Genomic DNA, 19,203 nt, shown 5'->3' with positions numbered 1-19,203 from the left:
GTCTAGGGCCTGCGGGGTCACCTCGCGAGTCCGCGCGTGCATGGATGCTCGCATTGTCGCCGGGGCGGAGCTTTCGTGACCGAAAACGCAGCGGCGTTCATGGCAGCGACCATTAGTAGAAATGTATACAAAGTAGTAGCCAAGATTGGAACAAAATGTCTACATTGACCGCACAAGAACAACAGCGAGTAGTTTTCCCCATGACCTCCACCGCTCAGCGCCCCGAGGACGAGAACCTCGGTATCGGCTCCAATCTGCTCTACGGCCTGCAACACGTACTGACCATGTATGGCGGCATCGTTGCCGTGCCGCTGATCGTCGGCCAGGCGGCCGGCCTGTCACCCGCCGATATCGGCCTGCTGATCGCGGCCTCGCTGTTCGTCGGCGGCGCCGCCACCCTGCTGCAGACCATCGGCCTGCCGTTCTTCGGCTGTCAGCTGCCCCTGGTGCAGGGCGTTTCGTTCGCCAGCGTCGCCACCATCGTGGCGATAGTTGGCAGCAATGGTGGCGAGGGCGGGCTGCCGGTGGTGTTCGGTGCGGTGATAGGCGCAGCGCTGATCGGCCTGCTGATCACGCCAATCTTCTCCAAGATCACCAAATTCTTTCCGCCGCTGGTGACGGGTATCGTCATTACTACCATCGGCCTCACCCTGATGCCGGTAGCCGCGCGCTGGGCCATGGGCGGTAACAGCCAGGCCGCGGACTTCGGCAGCATGGCCAACATCGGCCTGGCCGCCTTCACCCTGGCCACCGTTCTGCTATTGAGCAAAGTCGGCAGCGCGACCATCTCGCGCTTGTCGATCCTGCTGGCGATGGTAATCGGCACGCTGGTCGCCCTGGCATTCGGCATGGCCGACTTTTCCAGGGTCAGTGAAGGCCCGGTGCTGGCCTTCCCGGCACCGCTTCACTTCGGCATGCCGGTGTTCGAGGTAGCGGCGATCATCTCCATGCTGATCGTGGTGATGGTAATCCTGGTGGAAACCTCGGCCGATATTCTCGCCGTGGGCGACATCATCAACACCAGGATCGATTCCAAACGTCTCGGCAATGGCCTGCGCGCAGACATGATCGCCAGCGTCGTCGCGCCGCTGTTCGGCTCCTTCACCCAGAGCGCATTCGCCCAGAACGTCGGCCTGGTTGCAGTCACCGGGGTCAAGAGCCGCTACGTGGTGGCCACCGGCGGACTGATTCTGGTCACCCTCGGCCTGTTGCCGATCATGGGCCGGGTCATTGCCGCGGTGCCGACCTCGGTACTCGGTGGCGCCGGCATCGTGCTGTTCGGCACGGTCGCGGCCAGCGGCATCCGCACTCTGGCCAAGGTGGACTACCGCAACAACATGAACCTGGTGATCGTCGCCACCTCGATCGGCTTCGGCATGATCCCCATCGCCATGCCCAGCTTCTATCACCATTTCCCGGCCTGGTTCGAAACCATCTTCCACTCCGGCATCAGCTCGGCGGCGATCATGGCGATCCTGCTCAACCTGCTATTCAACCACTTCACGACCGGCAATTCGGATCAGCAGTCGGTGTTCGTTGCCGGTACCGAACGCAGCCTGCGCTACCGCGACATCGCCGCCCTGCACGAGGGCGACCACTTCATCGGCGGCAAGCTGTATGACGCTCAGGGCAATGAAGTGCCCCTGCTGGACGACGATCACGCCCCTGCGCCACGTAAGGACACACCTGCAGAAAAGGAACGGGCAGAGGTGACCACCTAGCCCCGAACAGACCCGCTCTGGTGGCTGCCCCGGCCTGATTGCCCGGGGCAGCAGTCAGGCCTGTTCGACGCGGTTTCGTCCGGAACCCTTGGCGCGGTATAGCGCCTGGTCGGCGCGCTCGAAGGTGGCCTCGGTGGCCTCGTCATTGCGGAATTCGGCGATACCGGCAGAGAAGGTGATGGTCACCGGCTCGCCCTTGAAATGAAATGGGCAGGCCTCGACCGCCGCGCGCAGCGTTTCCAGTAACTGAACGCCGCCTTCCAGCGGAGTCGCCGGGATCAGCAGAACGAACTCTTCGCCACCGAAGCGGGCAATGAAGTCGGTCTTGCGCAGGCGCTTGTGCAGTTCGCCGGCGATGATCTTCAGCACCCGATCCCCGGCCAGATGGCCGTAGCCATCGTTGATCCTCTTGAAGTGATCGATATCCAGCACGGCCATCAGCAGCTGACCGCCGTAGCGCTGGCGACGCGCGACTTCCAGATCGAGGCGCTCGCTCCAGGCAGCGCGGTTGGGCAAGCCGGTCAGGGGGTCGAGCAGGGACTTTTGCCGTTGCTCCTCAATATGCTGGCGGAACTGCTGCGCCTCGAGTTCCATTTCGGCAACACGCTTGACCAGGCCCTGCAGCCGCTCGGCCACGTCCTCCTCACCGCCGTCGCGCTGGCGCTGATGATTGCTGACGCTTTGCAACAGGCCCTCCAGACGTTGCTCCAACGCCTGCTTGAGCGTATCCAGGTCGGCCGCCTCCTGCACGCTGCTCTGCAGGTCATTGACCTGATCGCGCAACTGCTGGTTGAAGTTGCGCGTGCTTTCTACCGACGCGGTGTAGCCCTCGTGCGCTTCACTGAGGGTGCTGATAAAGGCGGCCAGGCGCTCGTTGAGCTGCTTGAGATAACCGGCGAAATCGCGCTGGCCACTGTCGCTGACCGCCAGTACCAGCACGGCCAGATCATCCAGCACCGGCACCAGCTCATACCAGTTGAGGTTGCCTTCCAGGCGCTGGCGCAACGCCTCGCCCTGCGGCAGATGGCGTGCCGGCAGGTGCAGTTCGTCGAGCAGACCGCGCAGGCTGTTGGCGATGTGCGGTGCCACCGCGCTGTATCCCGGCTCGCTGCTGGGCAGGGAGAACGGGCTGTCGCTGGGTTCTTCATGCAGCACCAGGCCAGGTGGCAACGGCAGGCTGTCGAGCACCGGCGCAGCGTCGCTGGCCTGGCGATGCACCGATGATTCGGGAGCGACAGCCACTGGCGTGCTCGCATGCGCGGCGACCAATGGCGCCCGCGCTTCAGGCTCAGAGACAGCGGCAGGCTCAGGCTCAGATACAGGTGCAGGTGCAGGTGCAGGTGCAGGTGCAGGTGCAGGTGCAGGTGCAGGTGCAGGTGCAGGTGCAGGATTAGTATGTGCGGCCTCTTCGCCGCTCTCGCCGCGTGAGCCGAATAGACGCTGCAGCAAGCCCGGCTGCTCCTGCACCGGCGTTTGCAGAACTGTCAGCGCCTGCCCTTGTAGATTGCTCAGCTGGCTGAGCAGCGCGGGCAGCAGATACTGGTGACTGGTGGCATCCTGCAGCTGCTTGCCGAGCGACTTGAGCGCCTTGCGCACCTCACGCGGTGGCTGCAGGCGCTGGAGCTGTTCGATCAGACCTGCCAGTGCCGTGGCGGCCTCGCCGGCACGCTGCTGGCGGCGCTGCTCGGAATCCAGCACGGCCTTTTCCAGACGGGGAATCAGGCCACCCAAGGCGGCATCCATCTCATCACGACGGAGGATGTCACGCATTTCCTGCATGCATTGATCGACCGCCTTGTCCGCGCCCTCGGCAGCCAAGCTGCTGCGCACCAGGCCACGGCGCAACAGATCCAGACGCGACTCCCAGAGTCGCTCGAGCTTTTCCTGCTGCTCCAGGCTGCTCAGGTATTTGTCTTTCCAACGTTGCGCGTCATCGCTCATACGGCTTACTCAGGAGATGGCGTCTTCAGCATAGGCATTTGCGCGCTATTCTGTGCTCCTGGCAGGCGGATTTCCACGGCCACGGGAAGATGATCGGAAATGGGCTGACTAAGTACGTCGACGCGTCCCAGTTCAAGCTCAGAGCTGAGCAGGATATGGTCGAGACAGCGCTGCGGGCGCCAGCTGGGAAAGGTCGCCTCGACCTGCGGGGCAAGCAGACCGAGATCACGCAGCGGGGAGTTCTCCAGCAGATCGACGGCATGAGTGTTCATGTCGCCCATCAGCACCAGATGACGAAACTCGCTGACCCGCTCGCGGATGTAGGCCAGCTGCCGGGTACGGGTGCGGGCACCCAGGGCCAGGTGCATCATCACCACGCACAGCGCGTGCTCGCCTTCACCCAGACGCAGAAAGATCGCCCCCCGCCCAGGTGGTCCAGGCAACGGATGATCCTCCAACAAGGTAGGCCGCAAGCGGCTAAGCACGCCGTTACTGTGCTGGGCGAGACGCCCGAGATTGCGATTGAGCTGTTGATACCAGTAGGGGAAGGCACCCTGCTGGGCCAGGTATTCAACCTGATTGACATAGCCCGAGCGCAGACTGCCGCCATCGACTTCCTGCAGCGCCACCAGGTCGAAATCGGCGAGCAGATCGCCAATGCGCTGCAGGTTGCCGGTGCGCCCGGCATGGGGCAGTAAATGCTGCCAACTGCGCGTCAGGTAGTGGTGATAACGCTGGGTGTTGATGCCGACCTGGACATTGAAACTGAGCAGGCGCAAAAGGCCGTCGGCTGGCCAGTCAGCCTGCGGCGAGCAGTGCGGATTGATCTGTGGATCGCACAGACCAACCGCACGTGTCTTCCGCCAGCGGCGCATCATGTTTAGCGCCTGCGGGGCGCTTAGAGCGCCTCGCGCTCCTTGGCGATCAGGTGGTCAGCCACCTGGAGGGTCTGCTGCGGACCACCGGTCGAACCCAGGTCGAAGCGGTATTTGCCGCCGACGATCATCACCGGTACGCCAGTGATCTGGTACGCCATGGCCAGTTTCTTGGCCTTTTCCATCTGGCCTTTGACGGCGAAGGAATTGAAGGTCTTGAGGAAGGCGTCGCGATCCACGCCCTGAGTCGCGACGAAGTCGGCGAACTCTTCAGCCGAGGCCAGCTTCTTCTTCTCCTGGTGGATGGCATTGAACACGGCGTCATGCACCTTGTGTTCGACCTTCATCATTTCCAGGGTGATGAATGCCTGGCCGTGCACGTTCCAAACGCCGCCGAACAGCGCCGGGACACGGACGAAGTTGACGTCTTCCGGCAGTTTCTCGACCCAGGGATTGAGCGTCGCCTCGAACTGGTAGCAGTGCGGGCAGCCGTACCAGAACAGCTCCACCACCTCGACCTTACCGGGCTTGGACACCGGCACCGGGCTTTTCAACTCGACATACTGCTGGCCTGCGACCGGTTCGGCGTGGGCAGTAAGGCCGAACAGGCTGCTGATCGCCAGAGCGGCGCCGAGAATCAGGTTACGCATGAGGGTACTCCTTGGCTGGATAAGCTTCGCCCTGATGGCGATTCGAGACTATGACTCGCTACCACTGGGCCGGTTCCGCCCATTGTAGCCATGACGCATACGAAAAAGGGTGGCCGAAGCCACCCTTTGTCTTGCCAAAAGCAACGGCGGTCTATCAGTGCAGACCCTGGATGAAGCTGGAAACAGCTTCGATATCCTTGTTGCTGAGCTTGGCGGCGATGGCGCGCATGATCATCGCGTCGCCGTCGTTGGTGCGATTGCCTTCGCGGAAGTCGGTCAGCTGCTTGGCCACGTACTGCGCGTGCTGGCCACCCAGGTGCGGGAAGCCGGCAGCAGCCAGGCCAGCGCCGTCTGGCGAATGGCAGCCGGTGCAGGATGGCATGCCTTCTTCCAGCTTGCCGCCACGGAACAGCGCTTCACCACGTGCGACCAGCTTGGGATCGGCAGCACCGACACTCATCTTCTGGCTGGCGAAGTAAGCGGCGATGTCAGCCATGTCTTGGTCGCTGAGGTTGTCCAGCATGCCTGTCATCTCGACCACCGGACGAGCGCCGGACTTGATGTCGTGTAGCTGCTTGAGCAAGTAACGCTCGCCCTGACCGGCCAGCTTGGGGAAGTTAGGCGCAGGGCTGTTGCCATCGGCGCCATGGCAGGCACCACAGACAGCGACTTTGCCCTGACCGGCTTCGGCATCGCCAGCAGCCTGAGCCACACCGGTGAGGCCCAGGGTCAACAGCAGACTCACGAGTACTTTGTTCATCAGCTAATCCAATTACGGCTAAGAGAGAAAGGGTTATCGGCTGGGCTTACTCATTCGGTCATCAACTTGATGACCGCCTGGTAATCCTCGGCCGTGCAGTCCATGCACAGGCCGCGCGGCGGCATGGCATTCAAACCATTGGTGACGCTCTGCACCAGTGTATCCATGCCCTTGGCCAGGCGTGGTTCCCAAGCGGCCTTGTCGCCCGTCTTGGGCGCCGTGGGGATCTGGCCGTTGTGGCATACGCCACAGGAGCGGTCGTACACCGCTTGCGGATCCTGAGCAGCATAGCCGTTTAACGACAGAGTCATGACGGCGGCTGCGAGCAGCATTTTCTTCATCAGATCAACCTCATCAGGGTTGGAAGCGTCCTGCTTTCTATCGAGCAGAGATGTAATCGCTCCCGTCAATCGGGTTCCTGCGGGTGGGACAAAGCGCACACAAAATCTGCGGCATTATATACTGGCAACGCTGAAACGGAAACGACGCCGCTTGCCACGCCATCTGGCGTGCAGCAGGTGCGCGGAAATGTCGCAAGCCCTCGAGCCGCCAGAGGGGTATCTACAAAGCAGCAAGCGAAAGTCAGGCAAGGCGGAGGCAGCCGAGAAAGCGGAATGTACGAGTGGTACATGAGCATTTTGAGGCTGGTTCCAACGCAGCATGGTCGAGCGCAGCAATTTGTAGGCACCTCTCACGGAATCGAGGCAACCACCGGATACCCTCCATGCTCCCGAAGAACCCCATCATCGGTCTGTGCCAGCAGGCCAGCTTCCTTATCAGTGCCGCCAAGGTCGATCAGTGCCCTGAGGACAGCGGTCTGGAAGTCGCCTTCGCCGGCCGCTCCAACGCAGGCAAGTCGAGCGCGCTCAACACCCTGACCCACGCGAGCCTAGCGCGCACGTCGAAGACGCCAGGGCGCACCCAGCTGCTCAACTTCTTCCGCCTGGATGACGAACGCCGCCTGGTGGACCTGCCCGGCTACGGCTACGCCAAGGTGCCGATCCCGCTCAAGCAGCACTGGCAGAAACACCTGGAAGCGTATCTGGGCAGCCGCGAGAGCCTGTGCGGCCTGGTGCTGATGATGGATATCCGCCACCCGCTGACCGAGTTCGACTGCATGATGCTGGACTGGTCGGTGGCCAGCGGCATGCCGCTGCACATCCTGCTGACGAAAGCAGACAAACTGGCCTTCGGCGCGGCGAAGAACGCGTTGCTCAAGGTGCGTCAGGATATTCGTAAGCAGTGGGGTGAGGGCATCAGTATCCAGCTGTTCTCGGCGCCCAAGCGCATGGGCGTGGAAGAGGCGCAGATGGTACTGGCCGGCTGGCTGGATCTGTTGCCGGAAGAGGATGAGGATGAGGAAGGCGTAGAGGCGGAATAAGAGGCAGGGCGCGCCGGGAACGTAGCAATGTTCGGTGCGCGCGGCGCACCCGACGAAGCTGCAGCAGCCCGTTTTGACGTGAAAGAGCATCACAAGCGCCCTCTCCCGCCCTTCGGGCACCCTCTCCCATAAATGGGAGAGGGTCATCAGAATGCCGCTAGCGGCAGTTTTCTATAGGCAAAAAAAACCCCGAGCTTCGTATGGGGAGGGAGAAGTTCGGGGTCCAAGGTCTGAACCGCTAGGGCGGGGTTCAGATGTCTGCCAACACTTAACACAACAAAGGAGCATGAAGGCCTCAACGGCCATTCATGAACTCTGACCGGACGGGTTTGGGGAAAGTTCATCGGCGCCTTAAAAACCATTTGCCATAAGAAAGCACCTTTTGATTCCTCAAACCCCTAAGCCAGAGCGGCCGCGGCTGCACGCCGCGGCGCTGCCTGGCTTAGTGCGCTTCGTCCCAATTGGTACCAACGCCTACTTCCACCAGTAGCGGCACGTCCAGATCGGAGGCGCCACTCATCAGGCTCTTGAGTGTGGCACCAACCTCATCGACCAGCTCCTCGCGCACCTCCAGTACAAGTTCATCGTGCACCTGCATGATGATGCGCGCATCGATGGTGCTCTCCTGCAACCAGCCATCCACGGCGATCATCGCGCGCTTGATGATGTCCGCTGCAGTGCCCTGCATCGGCGCGTTGATCGCCGCACGTTCGGCGCCCTTGCGCATCGCCTGGTTCTGCGCATGGATTTCCGGCAGGTACAGGCGACGGCCGTAGACCGTCTCCACATAGCCCTGCTCGGCAGCCTGGGCGCGCGTGCGCTCCATATAGGTCAGCACGCCTGGATAACGGGCGAAATAGCGGTCGATATAGGCCTGCGCCTCCTTGCGCTCGACGTCGATCTGCTTGGCCAGACCGAAGGCGCTCATGCCGTAGATCAGGCCGAAGTTGATGGCCTTGGCCTTGCGTCGCTGATCGCTGGTCACCTCCTCCAGCGCCACACCGAATACCTCGGCGGCCGTGGCCTTGTGCACGTCCAGATCGTCGCGGAACGCACTCAATAGCCCTTCGTCCTTGGCCAGGTGGGCCATGATGCGCAACTCGATCTGCGAGTAGTCCGCCGCCATCAGCTTGTAGCCCTGGGGCGCGACGAAGGCCTGGCGGATGCGCCGCCCCTCGGCGGTGCGGATCGGGATGTTCTGCAGGTTCGGGTCGCTCGACGACAGCCGGCCAGTTGCCGCCACCGCCTGATGGTAGCTGGTGTGAATGCGCCCGGTACGCGGGTTGATCTGCTCCGGCAGCTTGTCGGTGTAGGTGCTCTTGAGCTTGCTCAAGGAGCGGTACTGCATCAGCACTTTGGGCAACTCGAAATCCTGCTCGGCGAGTTCGGCGAGCACCGCCTCGGCGGTGGAGGGCTGGCCCTTGGCAGTCTTGCTGATCACGGGGTAGCCGAGTTTCTCGTAAAGGATCACGCCCAGTTGCTTGGGTGAGGACAGATTGAACGGCTCGCCGGCGATCTCGAAGGCCTTGCGCTCCAGCTCCACCAGTTTCTCGCCCAGTTCGACGCTCTGCTCGCCAAGCAGCTTGGCATCGACCAGCGCGCCGTTGCGCTCGATGCGCGCCAGCACCGGCATCAGCGGAATTTCGATTTCGCGCAGCACCTTGGCCAGGGACGGCACGGCTTCGAGGCGGCGCCACAACTCCTGGTGCAGGCGCAGGGTCACGTCGGCGTCTTCGGCGGCATAGGGGCCGGCCTGTTCCAGGGCGATCTGATCGAAGGTCAGCTGCTTGGCGCCCTTGCCGGCGATGTCCTCGAAGCGAATGGTGCTGTGATTCAGGTACTTCAACGCCAGGCTGTCCATGTCGTGACGGGTGGCGGTGGAGTCCAGCACGTAGGATTCGAGCATGGTGTCGAAGGCCACGCCCTGCACCATGATAGGTGTGCTGGCGTTGGCCAGGACGTTGACGTCGTACTTGGCATGCTGGCCGACCTTGGCCTTGGCCGGGTCTTCGAGGATCGGTTTGAGCGCCTTGAGCACCGCATCGCGATCGAGCTGCTGCGGCACGCCCATATAACTGTGCGCCAGCGGCACGTAGGCAGCCTCACCGGCCTTGACCGCGAACGACAGACCGACCAGTTGCGCCTGCTGGGCATCGAGGCTGGTGGTCTCGCTGTCAAAGGCGATCAGCTCGGCCTGCTCCAGTTTCTTCAGCCACTCATCGAACTGCGCCTGCTCCAGCACCAGTTGGTAGTCACCGGCGCTGGCCGGCGCTGGCTCGGCCGCGTCTTCGACGGCCTCGCCGGCCGACTCGGCGAACAGGTCGCCGGCAGGGGTCACTGTCTTGGCCGCCAGCGTCTTGTTCTGGCGCAGCAAGTCGTCGAGCCAGTTCTTGAATTCCAGCTGACCGTACAGTTCGGCCAGGGCGGCAAGGTCCGGCTCGCCGGGATGCAGCGAGTCGATGGCGATGTTCAATGGCACGTCGGTCTTAATGGTCGCCAGCTGATACGACAGATAAGCCATGTCGCGGTGCTCCTCGAGCTTGGCCGGCAGGCTCTTGGCGCCGCGAATCGGCAACTCGGGAATCTTATCCAGGTTGGCGTAGAGCACATCCAGGCCACCGCCGACCCCGACCAGCAGGCCGAGCGCGGTTTTTTCGCCCACGCCCGGTACGCCGGGAATGTTGTCGACCTTGTCGCCCATCAGCGCCAGGTAGTCGATGATCAGTTCAGGGCCGACGCCGAACTTCCCTTTCACGCCATCGATGTCGTACACGCTTCCGGTCATGGTGTTGACCAGCGTAACGTGCGGGCAGACCAACTGCGCCATGTCCTTGTCACCGGTGGAAATCACCACGTCGCAACCTTCGCCGGCGGCCTGGCGGGCCAGGGTGCCGATCACGTCATCGGCTTCCACGCCTTCGACGCACAGCAGCGGCAGGCCAAGGGCACGCACGCTGGCATGCAGCGGCTCGACCTGCACCCGCAGTTCGTCCGGCATGGACGGGCGATTGGCCTTGTATTCTGCGAACAACTCGTCACGGAAAGTGCCGCCCTTGGCGTCGAAGACCACGGCGAACGGGCTGTTCGGGTACTGCTTGCGCAGGCTCTTGAGCATGTTCAGCACGCCCTTTACCGCTCCGGTGGGCATGCCCCTGGAGGTGGTCAGCGGCGGCAGGGCGTGGAAGGCGCGGTACAGGTACGAGGAACCGTCGACCAGAACGAGGGGAGCTTGGCTCATGCGCGGGATCAACCTTTTCGGCGGGTGCAGCGGTAGAATGGCTGCATCGGTGAATATCAAGGAGCAAGGTTATCATGGGTACATTGAATCGCCTTTTGCTGGTCGGGGTGCTGGCCTGTCTTCCGCTTGCCGCACATGCCGATGACCCGGTCTCGGGCGACCCGGACGTGACCATTCGCCAGGTCGGCGACCGCACCATTCAGGAATACCGGGTCAATGGCTTCCTTTATGCCATCAAGGTCATTCCGAAGAACGGCAAACCCTACTTTCTCGTTCGCGCCGATGGCAGCGACGGCAACTTCGTACGTTCGGACGATCCGGACATGCTGATCCCTTCGTGGGAAATCTTTAGCTGGTAAGCGATTAAGGTCTGATATGTCGGTATTCACCCCCCTGGAGCGTCATCAGCTCGAAGTCTTCCTGGCGCCCTACGGGCTTGGGCGGTTGCGTGACTTCCAGGGCATTGCTGCGGGTAGCGAAAACAGCAACTTCTTCGTCAGCCTGGAGCAGGGCGAGTACGTCCTGACCCTGGTCGAACGCGGCCCGGTGGCCGACCTGCCATTTTTCATCGAACTGCTCGACGTGCTCCACGACGCCGGCCTGCCGGTGCCCTACGCCCTGCGCACGCAGGACGGCGCGGCACTGCGCAGCCTGGCGGAGAAGCCGGCACTGCTGCAGCCGCGGCTTTCCGGCAAGCATGTGCGCGAGGCTAACGCCCACCACTGCCAGGAGGTGGGCAGCCTGCTGGCACGGATTCACCTGGCCACGCGTGATACGCCCATCGAACGCCGCAGCGACCGCGGTCTGGACTGGATGCTAGCCGAAGGTCCGAGCCAGGCCCTGAAACTCGACGAGCAGGCGTCGCCGCTGCTGCGTGATGCACTGGCCGAGATCGCCGAGCTGAAACCGCGCATCCTCGCTCTGCCGCGGGCGAACCTGCATGCCGATCTGTTCCGCGACAACGTGCTGTTCGACGGCAACCATCTGGCCGGGGTGATCGACTTCTACAACGCCTGCTCCGGGCCGATGCTCTATGACCTGGCGATCACCCTCAACGACTGGTGCTCGCACGAAGACGGCAGCCTCGACGGCGCTCGCGCCCGCGCTCTGCTCGGCGCCTATGCGGCGCTTCGTCCGTTCAGCGCGGCCGAAGCGGAGCTGTGGCCGGCCATGCTGCGCGTGGCCTGCGTGCGCTTCTGGCTATCACGCCTGATCGCCGCCGAATCCTTCGCCGGGCAGGAAGTGCTGATCCACGACCCAGCCGAATTCCAACGCCGCCTGGCGCAGCGTCAGCAGGTCAACGTGCCGCTGCCATTCGCACTGTAGTGAGATCGACGCGTTTCGTAGGATGAGTTAGCCACCTGTAACGCATTGCTGAATAACTCTCTCTGTTCCTACGGCGGCGTAACCCACCGTCGGCGCAGCGCCATCCATTGCCTGGTGGGTTACGCGGCGCGCCAAGTTCAGTTGCGTTTATGCGACCGGGGCTTTGCGCCGCTAACCCACCCTACGGGTCTGCGTCGGGCCGTAGCCCGGATGAAATCCGGGAAACTGTGCCTTACAGCATTGATGGTGGTAAGCGGATCAGCTACCGGAAACCAGGCCCGGCAGTTGATCGGCCAGCTTGGCATTGTTGATCGGCGCGCGGATGAAGCCGCGCTGGGTGCCATCCGGGCCGATGATCACCAGGTTGCCGCTGTGATCGACGGTGTAGTTTTCCTTGCTGGTGTCGGCCGGGATGTAGGGGATGCTCACCGAGTTGGCGAACTTCTGCAGGGTTTCCTCTTCGCCGGTCAGGCCCTTGAAGCCCGCATTGAAGAAGCCCAGGTACTTGCTCAACTGCTCCGGTGTATCGCGGTGCGGGTCGACGCTGACCATCACTACCTCGAGCCGCGCGCGGGTTTCTTCGGGTAACTGTCCCTGCAACTGGCGCAGCTGGGCCAGGGTGGCCGGGCAGATGTCCGGGCAGAAGGTGTAGCCGAAGAACAGCAGCTTCCAGTCGCCTTTGAGCTGATCGACCGCAACTTCCTTGCCGTCCTGATCGACCAGGCTCAGCGCTGGTAGGCTGCGGTTTTGCGGCAGCAGGACGATCCCGGCATCGAGCAACGCCGCCGGGTCGCCCTGGCTCTTGCTGCTGAGCACCTTATTGACGGTTAGCCCCAGCACCAGGGCCACGATTGCGACAAGAACGAAAACCGTTGTGTGGGTACGCGTCATGAAGAGCCTTAAATGTTCAGCAACAGATAGTGATCCGCCAGCAAAGCGATAAACAGCAGGAACAGATACCAGATACTGTACTTGAAGGTGTTGATCGCGGCGTGCGGTTTGCTGTCACGGTACAGCACCCAGGCCCAGTGCAGGAAGCGGCCGCCCAGCAGCACAGCGCAGGCCAGGTAAAGCGGGCCGCTCATGTGGATGGCGTAAGGCAGCAGCGTCACCGCGAACATCACCAGGGTGTAAAGCAGGATATGCACCTTGGTGTAGTGCTCACCGTGGGTCACCGGCAGCATGGGAATGTCGGCCTTGGCGTATTCTTCCTTGCGGTGGATGGCCAAGGCCCAGAAATGCGGCGGCGTCCAGGCGAAGATGATCAGCACCAGCAGCAGCGGCTCGGCACTCAGGTGACCGGTGACAGCGACCCAGCCCAGCAGCGGCGGCGCAGCGCCCGCCAGGCCGCCGATGACGATATTCTGCGGCGTCGCGCGCTTGAGAAAGCCGGTGTAGATCACTGCATAGCCGAGCAATGAGGCCAGGGTCATCCAGGCGGCGAGCTCGTTGGTGAACACCATCAGCAGGCTCATGCCGGCAACGGCCAGGGCCAGGGCGAAGGTCAGCGCCGCCACCGGCGAGACGCGTCCCGCGGTGACCGGACGCTTGTGCGTACGCGCCATGATCGAGTCGATGCGCCGGTCCACCACATGGTTGACCGCAGCCGCCGCGCCGGCGCACAGGCCGATACCGAGGTTGCCGAACAGCAGCACGGTCCAGGGCACGCCTGCACGAGTGGCGAGGAACATGCCGACCAGCGAGGTGATCAGCATCAGCATCACCACCCGTGGCTTGGTCAGCTCCAGATAATCGCGCCAGGTGGCGCGTTCGGAGTGGGTGCGCAGCATTGTCGCCATGGCATTTCTCCCTGATTCGTTATTTACCGACCTTGAACCAGACCGCTGGAAACGAGCGTCGTGCGCCGTTCCGCCAGATCGGATGTTTTACAAGTCGTCGCAGAAGCGCTCCGCAGGCGATAGTTGATCAGCACCATAGTCAGCAGCAGGGCCGCGCCACCAGCGTTGTGCGCCACCGCCACCAGCAGCGGCAGGTGGAAGATCACGTTGCTGATGCCCAGGCTGACCTGCGCGGCAAGCGCCAGCAGCAGCAGACCGGCCAGGCGCGGCAGCCTGGCCGCTCGCAGCCGCCAGGCCAGCACCAGCAGCGCCAGCGTTACCAGCAGCGCGCCGATGCGATGGCTCATGTGGATGGCGGTGCGCGCATCGCTGTCGAGTTGCCCGCCCAGGTAGTTGGGGCCGATATGCTGGGTCAGATGAAATCCCTTGCCGAAGTCCATCGCCGGCCACCACTCGCCATGGCAGGTGGGCAGGTCGACACAGGCGACCGCGGCATAGTTGGAGCTGACCCAGCCGCCGAGGGCAATCTGCCCGATCACCAGCAGCAGGCAGGCAGCCGCCAGTGCACGCAGGCGCCCCGCCATTTGCAGCGGGGCGTAGCGCCCCGACAGGCGCAAGGTGAGCAAGGTGAGCAGGCTCAAGGTGGCGAAGCCGCCGAGCAGGTGAGCGGTGACCACCTGCGGCCAGAGCTGCAGGGTGACCGTCCACATGCCGAAGGCGCCCTGCAGGATCACCAGCGCCAGGATCGCCAGCGGCAGTTTGACGGGTTGCGTCGACTCCTCACGACGGCGCACGGCCTGGACAGCGATGATCAGGATCACCAGCCCGAGCGCGCCGGCGAAGTAGCGGTGGATCATCTCGTACCAGCCCTTGGCGACCTCCACCGGCGCCTCGGGAAAGCGCGCCTCGGCGATGGCCTGCTTGTGCTCGCTCATCGGCACGCCGAGAAAACCGTAGCAACCCGGCCAGTCCGGGCAACCCAGGCCGGCATGGGTCAGGCGGGTGTAGGCACCTAACAGCACCACCACCACGGTCAGGAGGGTCGCGAACAACGCTAGACGGTAACCGGGTTTGTGCATGTCGACTCCTTGTGCACTTGGCTTGGCGCGCTGTCGATATGGACAGAGCGCAGCGTCAGCCGATCAGGGAAATTTTCAGCAGGTAACGCAGATCATCGAGAATCGCCTTGCCATTGCTGCCGGCGGGATAACGCAGCACCAGATTGCCGTGCGGGTCGACCAGCCACAGCTGCGCACCGGGTACCGCTTCGGCGGCCTTGTCGTAGGCCTGCAGATCCAGCCGGTAGCGTCCCAGCTGCGGGTACTCGCGCTTGAGCGTGGCGTCGTAGTCGGCGGTCAGCGGCTCGGCCAGCGCAAGACCGTGGCTGGCGCGGGACGTCTCGCGGTTGAGGCCGATCTGGATCTGCCGCGCCAGGTAAACCAACTGCTGACAGTCCGCTTCGCACGCGCCCGGTGCCGTCACCAGAATCTGCCAACCGGGCTCGACCTCACCCTGGACGCCGAGGTCGGCCAGGGTGCGGCCGTCACCGATCAGCACCCCGTGGTAACTGCGCGTCTCCGGCACCCAGAAGCGCCACTGGTACATGGCACTGGCGAGAAACATCGGGCCGATGGCAATGGCCAGGATCAGTAGCAACTGCAGGCGACCACGCCCCTTGCGCGGCGCCTCAGGCATGGCGATGGCTGGGTTCATGACGGCTCTCCCGTGCGTTGTGAATTCCGAGATAGATGAACAGGCCAAGCAGCGCGGCGGCCAGGGCGAACCATTGCACCGCGTAGCCCAGATGCTTGCTCGGGCTCATGCTCACCACCGGCCAGTCGACGCGGTAACTGGCTGGCCCCGGTTCAAGGCGCGCCTCGAACGGCAACCCGCCGCGGCCCAGTTGCTGCCAGAGATTTTCCGCCTCGACCTGAGTAATGAGCCGTGGCCAGCCATCGGTCGCCGCGCCGGAGCGCAGATTCAGGCCGCCGGAAGGCGCGACGTAGATCCAGGCCGTGAGCTGCAGCACGCCATCCGGGGTATCGAACTGCGGCGGTGTACGGCGGTCAGGCCAGGGCAACCAGCCGCGGTTTAGCAGCACCCAGAGGCCGCTGGACTGGTCATAGAAGGGTTGCAGCAACTCGACACCAGCGTGGCCATCGCGGACGCGGCTATCGAGCAGAAGACTGTGTTCGTCGTCAAAGTGGCCGCGCAGCTGGACGCGGCGATAGGCCGGGTCAGGCATGGGCTCGAGCCGCTCGAGGCTGGCGGGCTCGGCCTGACGCCGCGCCTCGAAACTGGCCAGCAGCTGGCGCTTCTCATCGCCGCGCTGCAACTGCCAGAAGCCCAGCCAGATCAGGCCCGGCAGCAGCAGGGCAACCAGCAGGCTGGGCAGCCAACCGGGACGGAAGGCGCTCATTGCGCCCTGCCGTGACGGTCGAGGTTGCTGGCTATACTGCATTGCATCAACTTAATCCCCCGGAGTCCCGCATGCTCAAGGCCGCGATCATCCTAATGCTGCTGGCTACGCTCGCCAGCCTGTTCAGCGGCCTGTTCTTCCTGGTCAAGGACGAAGGCCATGGTTCCCGCGTGGTAGGCGCTCTGACTGTCCGTGTCGGCCTCACCGCCATTACCGTTGCCCTGATCGCCTGGGGCTTCTATTCAGGGCAACTGGTCTCTCACGTCACCTGGTGAGGCTGCGCTACAAGACGTAGACGAAGATAAACAGGCCGAGCCAGACCACGTCGACGAAGTGCCAATACCAGGCGGCCGCCTCGAACCCGAAGTGCTGATCGGCATCGAAATGCCCGCGCGTGATGCGCACCAGCATCACGATCAGAATGATGGTGCCCAGCGTCACGTGCGCACCGTGGAAGCCGGTGAGCATGAAGAAGGTCGCGCCATAGATCCCCGAGCCCAGGGTCAGCCCCAGCTCGGTGTAGGCCTCGATGTACTCCTCGACCTGAAAGAACAGGAACGCCAGCGCCAGCACGATGGTCGCAGCCAGCCAGGCCTTGAGCGGGCCGCGGTGGTTCTTCTTCAGGGCATGATGAGCGAAGGTGATGGTGAAACTGGAGGACACCAGCAGGATGGTGTTGACCAGCGGCAGATGCCAGGGGTCGATCACCCCGCTCGGTGGCGGGAACAGTTTGGAGTCGGGGTTCTGCAGCATTGGCCAGCTGTATTCGAAGCCTTCCCAGAGCATGTTGGCAACGCCCTTGTCACCCTCACCGCCGAGCCAGGGGCCGGACCACATGCGGATGTAGAACAGGGCGCCGAAGAAGGCGGCGAAGAACATCACCTCGGAAAAGATGAACCAGCTCATGCCCCAGCGGAAGGAGCGGTCCATCTGCGCGCTGTAGAGGCCGGCACGGCTTTCCTTGATAACGTTGCCGAACCAGCCGAACAGCATCCAGGCCAGAATCAGCCCACCGACGAAGAAGATCATCGGCCCGTTCGAGCTTTCCCGGTTGGCCGAGAGGTCGTTGAACCAGGTTCCTATGCCGTAGAAGCTGACCAGCAGACCGACACTGGCGACGATGGGCCATTTGCTTTGTGCCGGTACGTAATAGTTCTCGTGACTTTCGTGACTCGACATTGTTGTTCTCCTTATGGAGTCGCCCGAGCAAGGGTCGCCTGTGCCACTGGCGGTTTGCGTTCGGTGATATCGAACAGGGTGTAGCCAAGGGTCAGGTGCTTCACGTCTTGCGGCAGGTCGCGGTCGACGATGAAGCGCACCGGCATCTCGATTCGCTCGCCCGGTTGCAGCACCTGCTGGGTGAAGCAGAAGCACTCGGTCTTGTGAAAGAAGGCCGCCGCCTTCGAAGGCGATACGCTGGGAATCGCCTGCGCGCTCATCGGCTTGTCGCTAGGGTTGTAGGCAACGAACAGCATGTCGCGCGCCTCACCCGGATGGACCAGTATCTCGTCAGCCTCTGGTCCGAACTCCCAGACCATGCCGGCAGCGTTGGTGGCGAGAAACTGCACGCGCACCTGGCGCCGCTCATCCACCAACTGCTCGCCCTGGTAGGCCCCGGCCGTCTTGCCGTTGATGCCGAAGACCCGGCACATGGCGTCGTAGAACGGCGGCAGGATGAAGATGCCGAAGCAGAACATCACCACCACCACGACCAGCAGACGGGTAACCAGGCGACGCGTCGCGATGACCTCGCTCACGGCAGACCTCCTATTTCACTTCCGGCGGCGTGCTGAAGGTGTGATAGGGCGCCGGTGACGGCACCGTCCACTCCAGGCCTTCGGCACCGTCCCAGGGCTTGGCCGGCGCCGGCTTGCCGCTGCGGATGCACTTGATGACGATGAACAGGAACAGCAACTGGGTCGCGCCGAACATGAAGGCGCCGATGCTGGAGACCATATTGAAGTTGGCGAACATCATGTTGTAGTCGGGGATACGCCGCGGCATGCCGGCCAGGCCGACGAAGTGCATCGGGAAGAACGCCAGGTTCATGCCGATGAAGCTCATCCAGAAGTGCAGCTTGGCCAGGGTTTCGTCGTACATGTGGCCGGTCCACTTCGGCAGCCAGTAGTAGGCCGAGGCGAAGATGCCGAAGATCGCACCCGGCACCAGCACGTAGTGGAAGTGCGCCACCACGAAGTAGGTGTCGTGGTACTGGAAGTCCGACGGCGCGATGGCCAGCATCAAGCCGGAGAAACCACCGATGGTGAAGAGGATGACGAAGGCCACCGAGAACAGCATCGGCGCCTCGAAGGTCATCGAGCCCTGCCACATGGTGCTCGCCCAGTTGAACACCTTCACCCCGGTGGGCACGGCGATCAGCATCGTGGCGTACATGAAGAACAGCTCGCCGGTCAGCGGAATGCCGACGGTGAACATGTGGTGCGCCCAGACGATGAACGACAGGAAGGCGATCGCCGCGGTGGCGTAGACCATCGAGGTGTAGCCGAACAGCGGCTTGCGCGCGAAGGCCGGGATGATCGAGCTGACCGCACCGAAGGCGGGCAGGATCATGATGTACACCTCGGGGTGGCCGAAGAACCAGAACACGTGCTGGAACAGCACCGGGTCACCACCGCCGGCGGCATTGAAGAAGCTGGTGCCGAAATGGATGTCCATCAGCATCATGGTCACGCAGCCGGCCAGTACCGGCATCACCGCGATCAGCAGGAAGGCGGTGATCAGCCAGGTCCAGACGAACAGCGGCATCTTCATCAGGGTCATGCCCGGGGCACGCAGGTTGAGGATGGTGGCGACCACGTTGATCGCCCCCATGATCGAACTGATGCCCATCAGGTGGATGGCGAAGATGAAGAAGGTGGTGCTCTCCGGCCCGTAGGTGGTCGACAGCGGCGCGTAGAAGGTCCAGCCGAAGTTCGGCCCGCCGCCTTCCATGAACAACGTCGAGACCAGCAGGCCGAAGGCCGCCGGCAGCAGCCAGAAGCTGAAGTTGTTCATCCGCGGCAGCGCCATGTCCGGCGCGCCGATCATCAGCGGGATCATCCAGTTGGCGAGGCCGACGAAGGCCGGCATCAC

The 19,203-nt window shown here is 63.1% G+C and carries 19 protein-coding genes; 5 read left to right on the top strand and 14 right to left on the bottom strand.

Annotation, left to right across the window (positions count from 1 at the left end; translation table 11 throughout):
* Positions 1-200 precede the first annotated feature (200 nt).
* Positions 201-1,721, top strand: coding sequence for a nucleobase:cation symporter-2 family protein (locus B3P22_RS02045; protein ID WP_296269673.1), 1,521 nt, complete (start codon positions 201-203; stop codon positions 1,719-1,721).
* A gap of 54 nt (positions 1,722-1,775) precedes the next feature.
* Here the strand turns inward: B3P22_RS02045 and B3P22_RS02040 are convergent, their stop codons facing one another.
* The 5 genes from B3P22_RS02040 to B3P22_RS02020 all read right to left on the bottom strand — a co-directional run bounded on the left by B3P22_RS02040 (position 1,776) and on the right by B3P22_RS02020 (position 6,288).
* Positions 1,776-3,662, bottom strand: a complete 1,887-nt coding sequence (locus tag B3P22_RS02040) for a GGDEF domain-containing protein (RefSeq protein ID WP_296269672.1) — start codon at positions 3,660-3,662, stop codon at positions 1,776-1,778.
* 5 nt (positions 3,663-3,667) lie between these two features.
* A complete protein-coding gene (locus B3P22_RS02035; RefSeq protein ID WP_197857689.1) occupies positions 3,668-4,540 on the bottom strand; it encodes an endonuclease/exonuclease/phosphatase family protein in 873 nt (290 codons plus the stop codon).
* Positions 4,541-4,560: 20 nt separating this feature from the next.
* Positions 4,561-5,187 (bottom strand): thiol:disulfide interchange protein DsbA/DsbL, encoded by a 627-nt coding sequence (locus B3P22_RS02030; RefSeq protein ID WP_275546563.1) that lies wholly within the window; start codon positions 5,185-5,187, stop codon positions 4,561-4,563.
* 154 nt (positions 5,188-5,341) lie between these two features.
* Positions 5,342-5,947 (bottom strand): c-type cytochrome, encoded by a 606-nt coding sequence (locus B3P22_RS02025; protein ID WP_197857687.1) that lies wholly within the window; start codon positions 5,945-5,947, stop codon positions 5,342-5,344.
* Between the two features lie 50 nt (positions 5,948-5,997).
* On the bottom strand, positions 5,998-6,288 hold the full coding sequence (locus B3P22_RS02020; protein WP_296269671.1) for a c-type cytochrome: 291 nt from the start codon (positions 6,286-6,288) through the stop codon (positions 5,998-6,000).
* 383 nt (positions 6,289-6,671) lie between these two features.
* On the opposite strand from B3P22_RS02020, the gene yihA reads away from it, so the two are divergent.
* Positions 6,672-7,328, top strand: coding sequence for a ribosome biogenesis GTP-binding protein YihA/YsxC (gene yihA / locus B3P22_RS02015; RefSeq protein WP_296269670.1), 657 nt, complete (start codon positions 6,672-6,674; stop codon positions 7,326-7,328).
* 442 nt (positions 7,329-7,770) lie between these two features.
* Here the strand turns inward: yihA and polA are convergent, their stop codons facing one another.
* A complete protein-coding gene (polA, locus tag B3P22_RS02010) occupies positions 7,771-10,566 on the bottom strand; it encodes a DNA polymerase I (RefSeq protein WP_296269669.1) in 2,796 nt (931 codons plus the stop codon).
* A 74-nt stretch (positions 10,567-10,640) separates the two neighbouring features.
* Between polA and B3P22_RS02005 the strand changes: the two genes are divergently transcribed.
* Complete coding sequence (locus tag B3P22_RS02005) at positions 10,641-10,925, top strand: DUF2782 domain-containing protein (protein WP_296269668.1); 285 nt, start codon at positions 10,641-10,643, stop codon at positions 10,923-10,925.
* Between the two features lie 16 nt (positions 10,926-10,941).
* A complete protein-coding gene (locus B3P22_RS02000) occupies positions 10,942-11,892 on the top strand; it encodes a homoserine kinase (protein ID WP_296269667.1) in 951 nt (316 codons plus the stop codon).
* A 258-nt stretch (positions 11,893-12,150) separates the two neighbouring features.
* Here B3P22_RS02000 and B3P22_RS01995 read toward each other — a convergent pair whose 3' ends face one another.
* Genes B3P22_RS01995 through B3P22_RS01975 form a run of 5 tightly spaced genes read right to left on the bottom strand, consistent with a single transcriptional unit; the run spans position 12,151 to position 16,110 of the window.
* Positions 12,151-12,783: an SCO family protein gene (locus tag B3P22_RS01995; RefSeq protein WP_296269666.1), complete on the bottom strand. Its 633-nt coding sequence runs from the start codon at positions 12,781-12,783 to the stop codon at positions 12,151-12,153.
* 8 nt (positions 12,784-12,791) lie between these two features.
* Entirely contained in the window at positions 12,792-13,691 is a 900-nt protein-coding gene (gene cyoE / locus B3P22_RS01990) for a heme o synthase (RefSeq protein ID WP_296269665.1), read from the bottom strand.
* A 23-nt stretch (positions 13,692-13,714) separates the two neighbouring features.
* The gene (locus tag B3P22_RS01985) at positions 13,715-14,770 is read right to left on the bottom strand and encodes a COX15/CtaA family protein (protein ID WP_296269664.1); all 1,056 of its coding nucleotides are present in this window, start codon (positions 14,768-14,770) and stop codon (positions 13,715-13,717) included.
* 55 nt (positions 14,771-14,825) lie between these two features.
* Positions 14,826-15,404 (bottom strand): hypothetical protein, encoded by a 579-nt coding sequence (locus B3P22_RS01980; RefSeq protein WP_296269663.1) that lies wholly within the window; start codon positions 15,402-15,404, stop codon positions 14,826-14,828.
* Positions 15,379-16,110 (bottom strand): SURF1 family protein, encoded by a 732-nt coding sequence (locus B3P22_RS01975; RefSeq protein WP_296269662.1) that lies wholly within the window; start codon positions 16,108-16,110, stop codon positions 15,379-15,381. The genes B3P22_RS01980 and B3P22_RS01975 overlap by 26 nt, the downstream gene beginning before the upstream one ends.
* A 71-nt stretch (positions 16,111-16,181) precedes the next feature.
* Here B3P22_RS01975 and B3P22_RS01970 point away from each other — a divergent pair, with 71 nt between their 5' ends.
* Positions 16,182-16,385, top strand: coding sequence for a twin transmembrane helix small protein (locus B3P22_RS01970; RefSeq protein ID WP_013713318.1), 204 nt, complete (start codon positions 16,182-16,184; stop codon positions 16,383-16,385).
* Between the two features lie 7 nt (positions 16,386-16,392).
* Here B3P22_RS01970 and B3P22_RS01965 read toward each other — a convergent pair whose 3' ends face one another.
* The 3 genes from B3P22_RS01965 to B3P22_RS01955 form a co-directional block, all read right to left on the bottom strand.
* On the bottom strand, positions 16,393-17,289 hold the full coding sequence (locus tag B3P22_RS01965) for a cytochrome c oxidase subunit 3 (RefSeq protein WP_275546550.1): 897 nt from the start codon (positions 17,287-17,289) through the stop codon (positions 16,393-16,395).
* A gap of 11 nt (positions 17,290-17,300) precedes the next feature.
* Positions 17,301-17,867, bottom strand: a complete 567-nt coding sequence (locus B3P22_RS01960) for a cytochrome c oxidase assembly protein (protein WP_296269661.1) — start codon at positions 17,865-17,867, stop codon at positions 17,301-17,303.
* Positions 17,868-17,877: 10 nt separating this feature from the next.
* Positions 17,878-19,203: cytochrome c oxidase subunit I (locus tag B3P22_RS01955; protein WP_296269660.1), on the bottom strand; the 1,326-nt coding region annotated here is incomplete at its 5' end.

The organism is Pseudomonas sp. UBA6323, assembly GCF_002439135.1.
Lineage (GTDB): Bacteria > Pseudomonadota > Gammaproteobacteria > Pseudomonadales > Pseudomonadaceae > Aquipseudomonas.
Note: the sequence above shows the minus strand (reverse complement) of the source record. Positions and strands in the feature narration are given on the sequence as shown.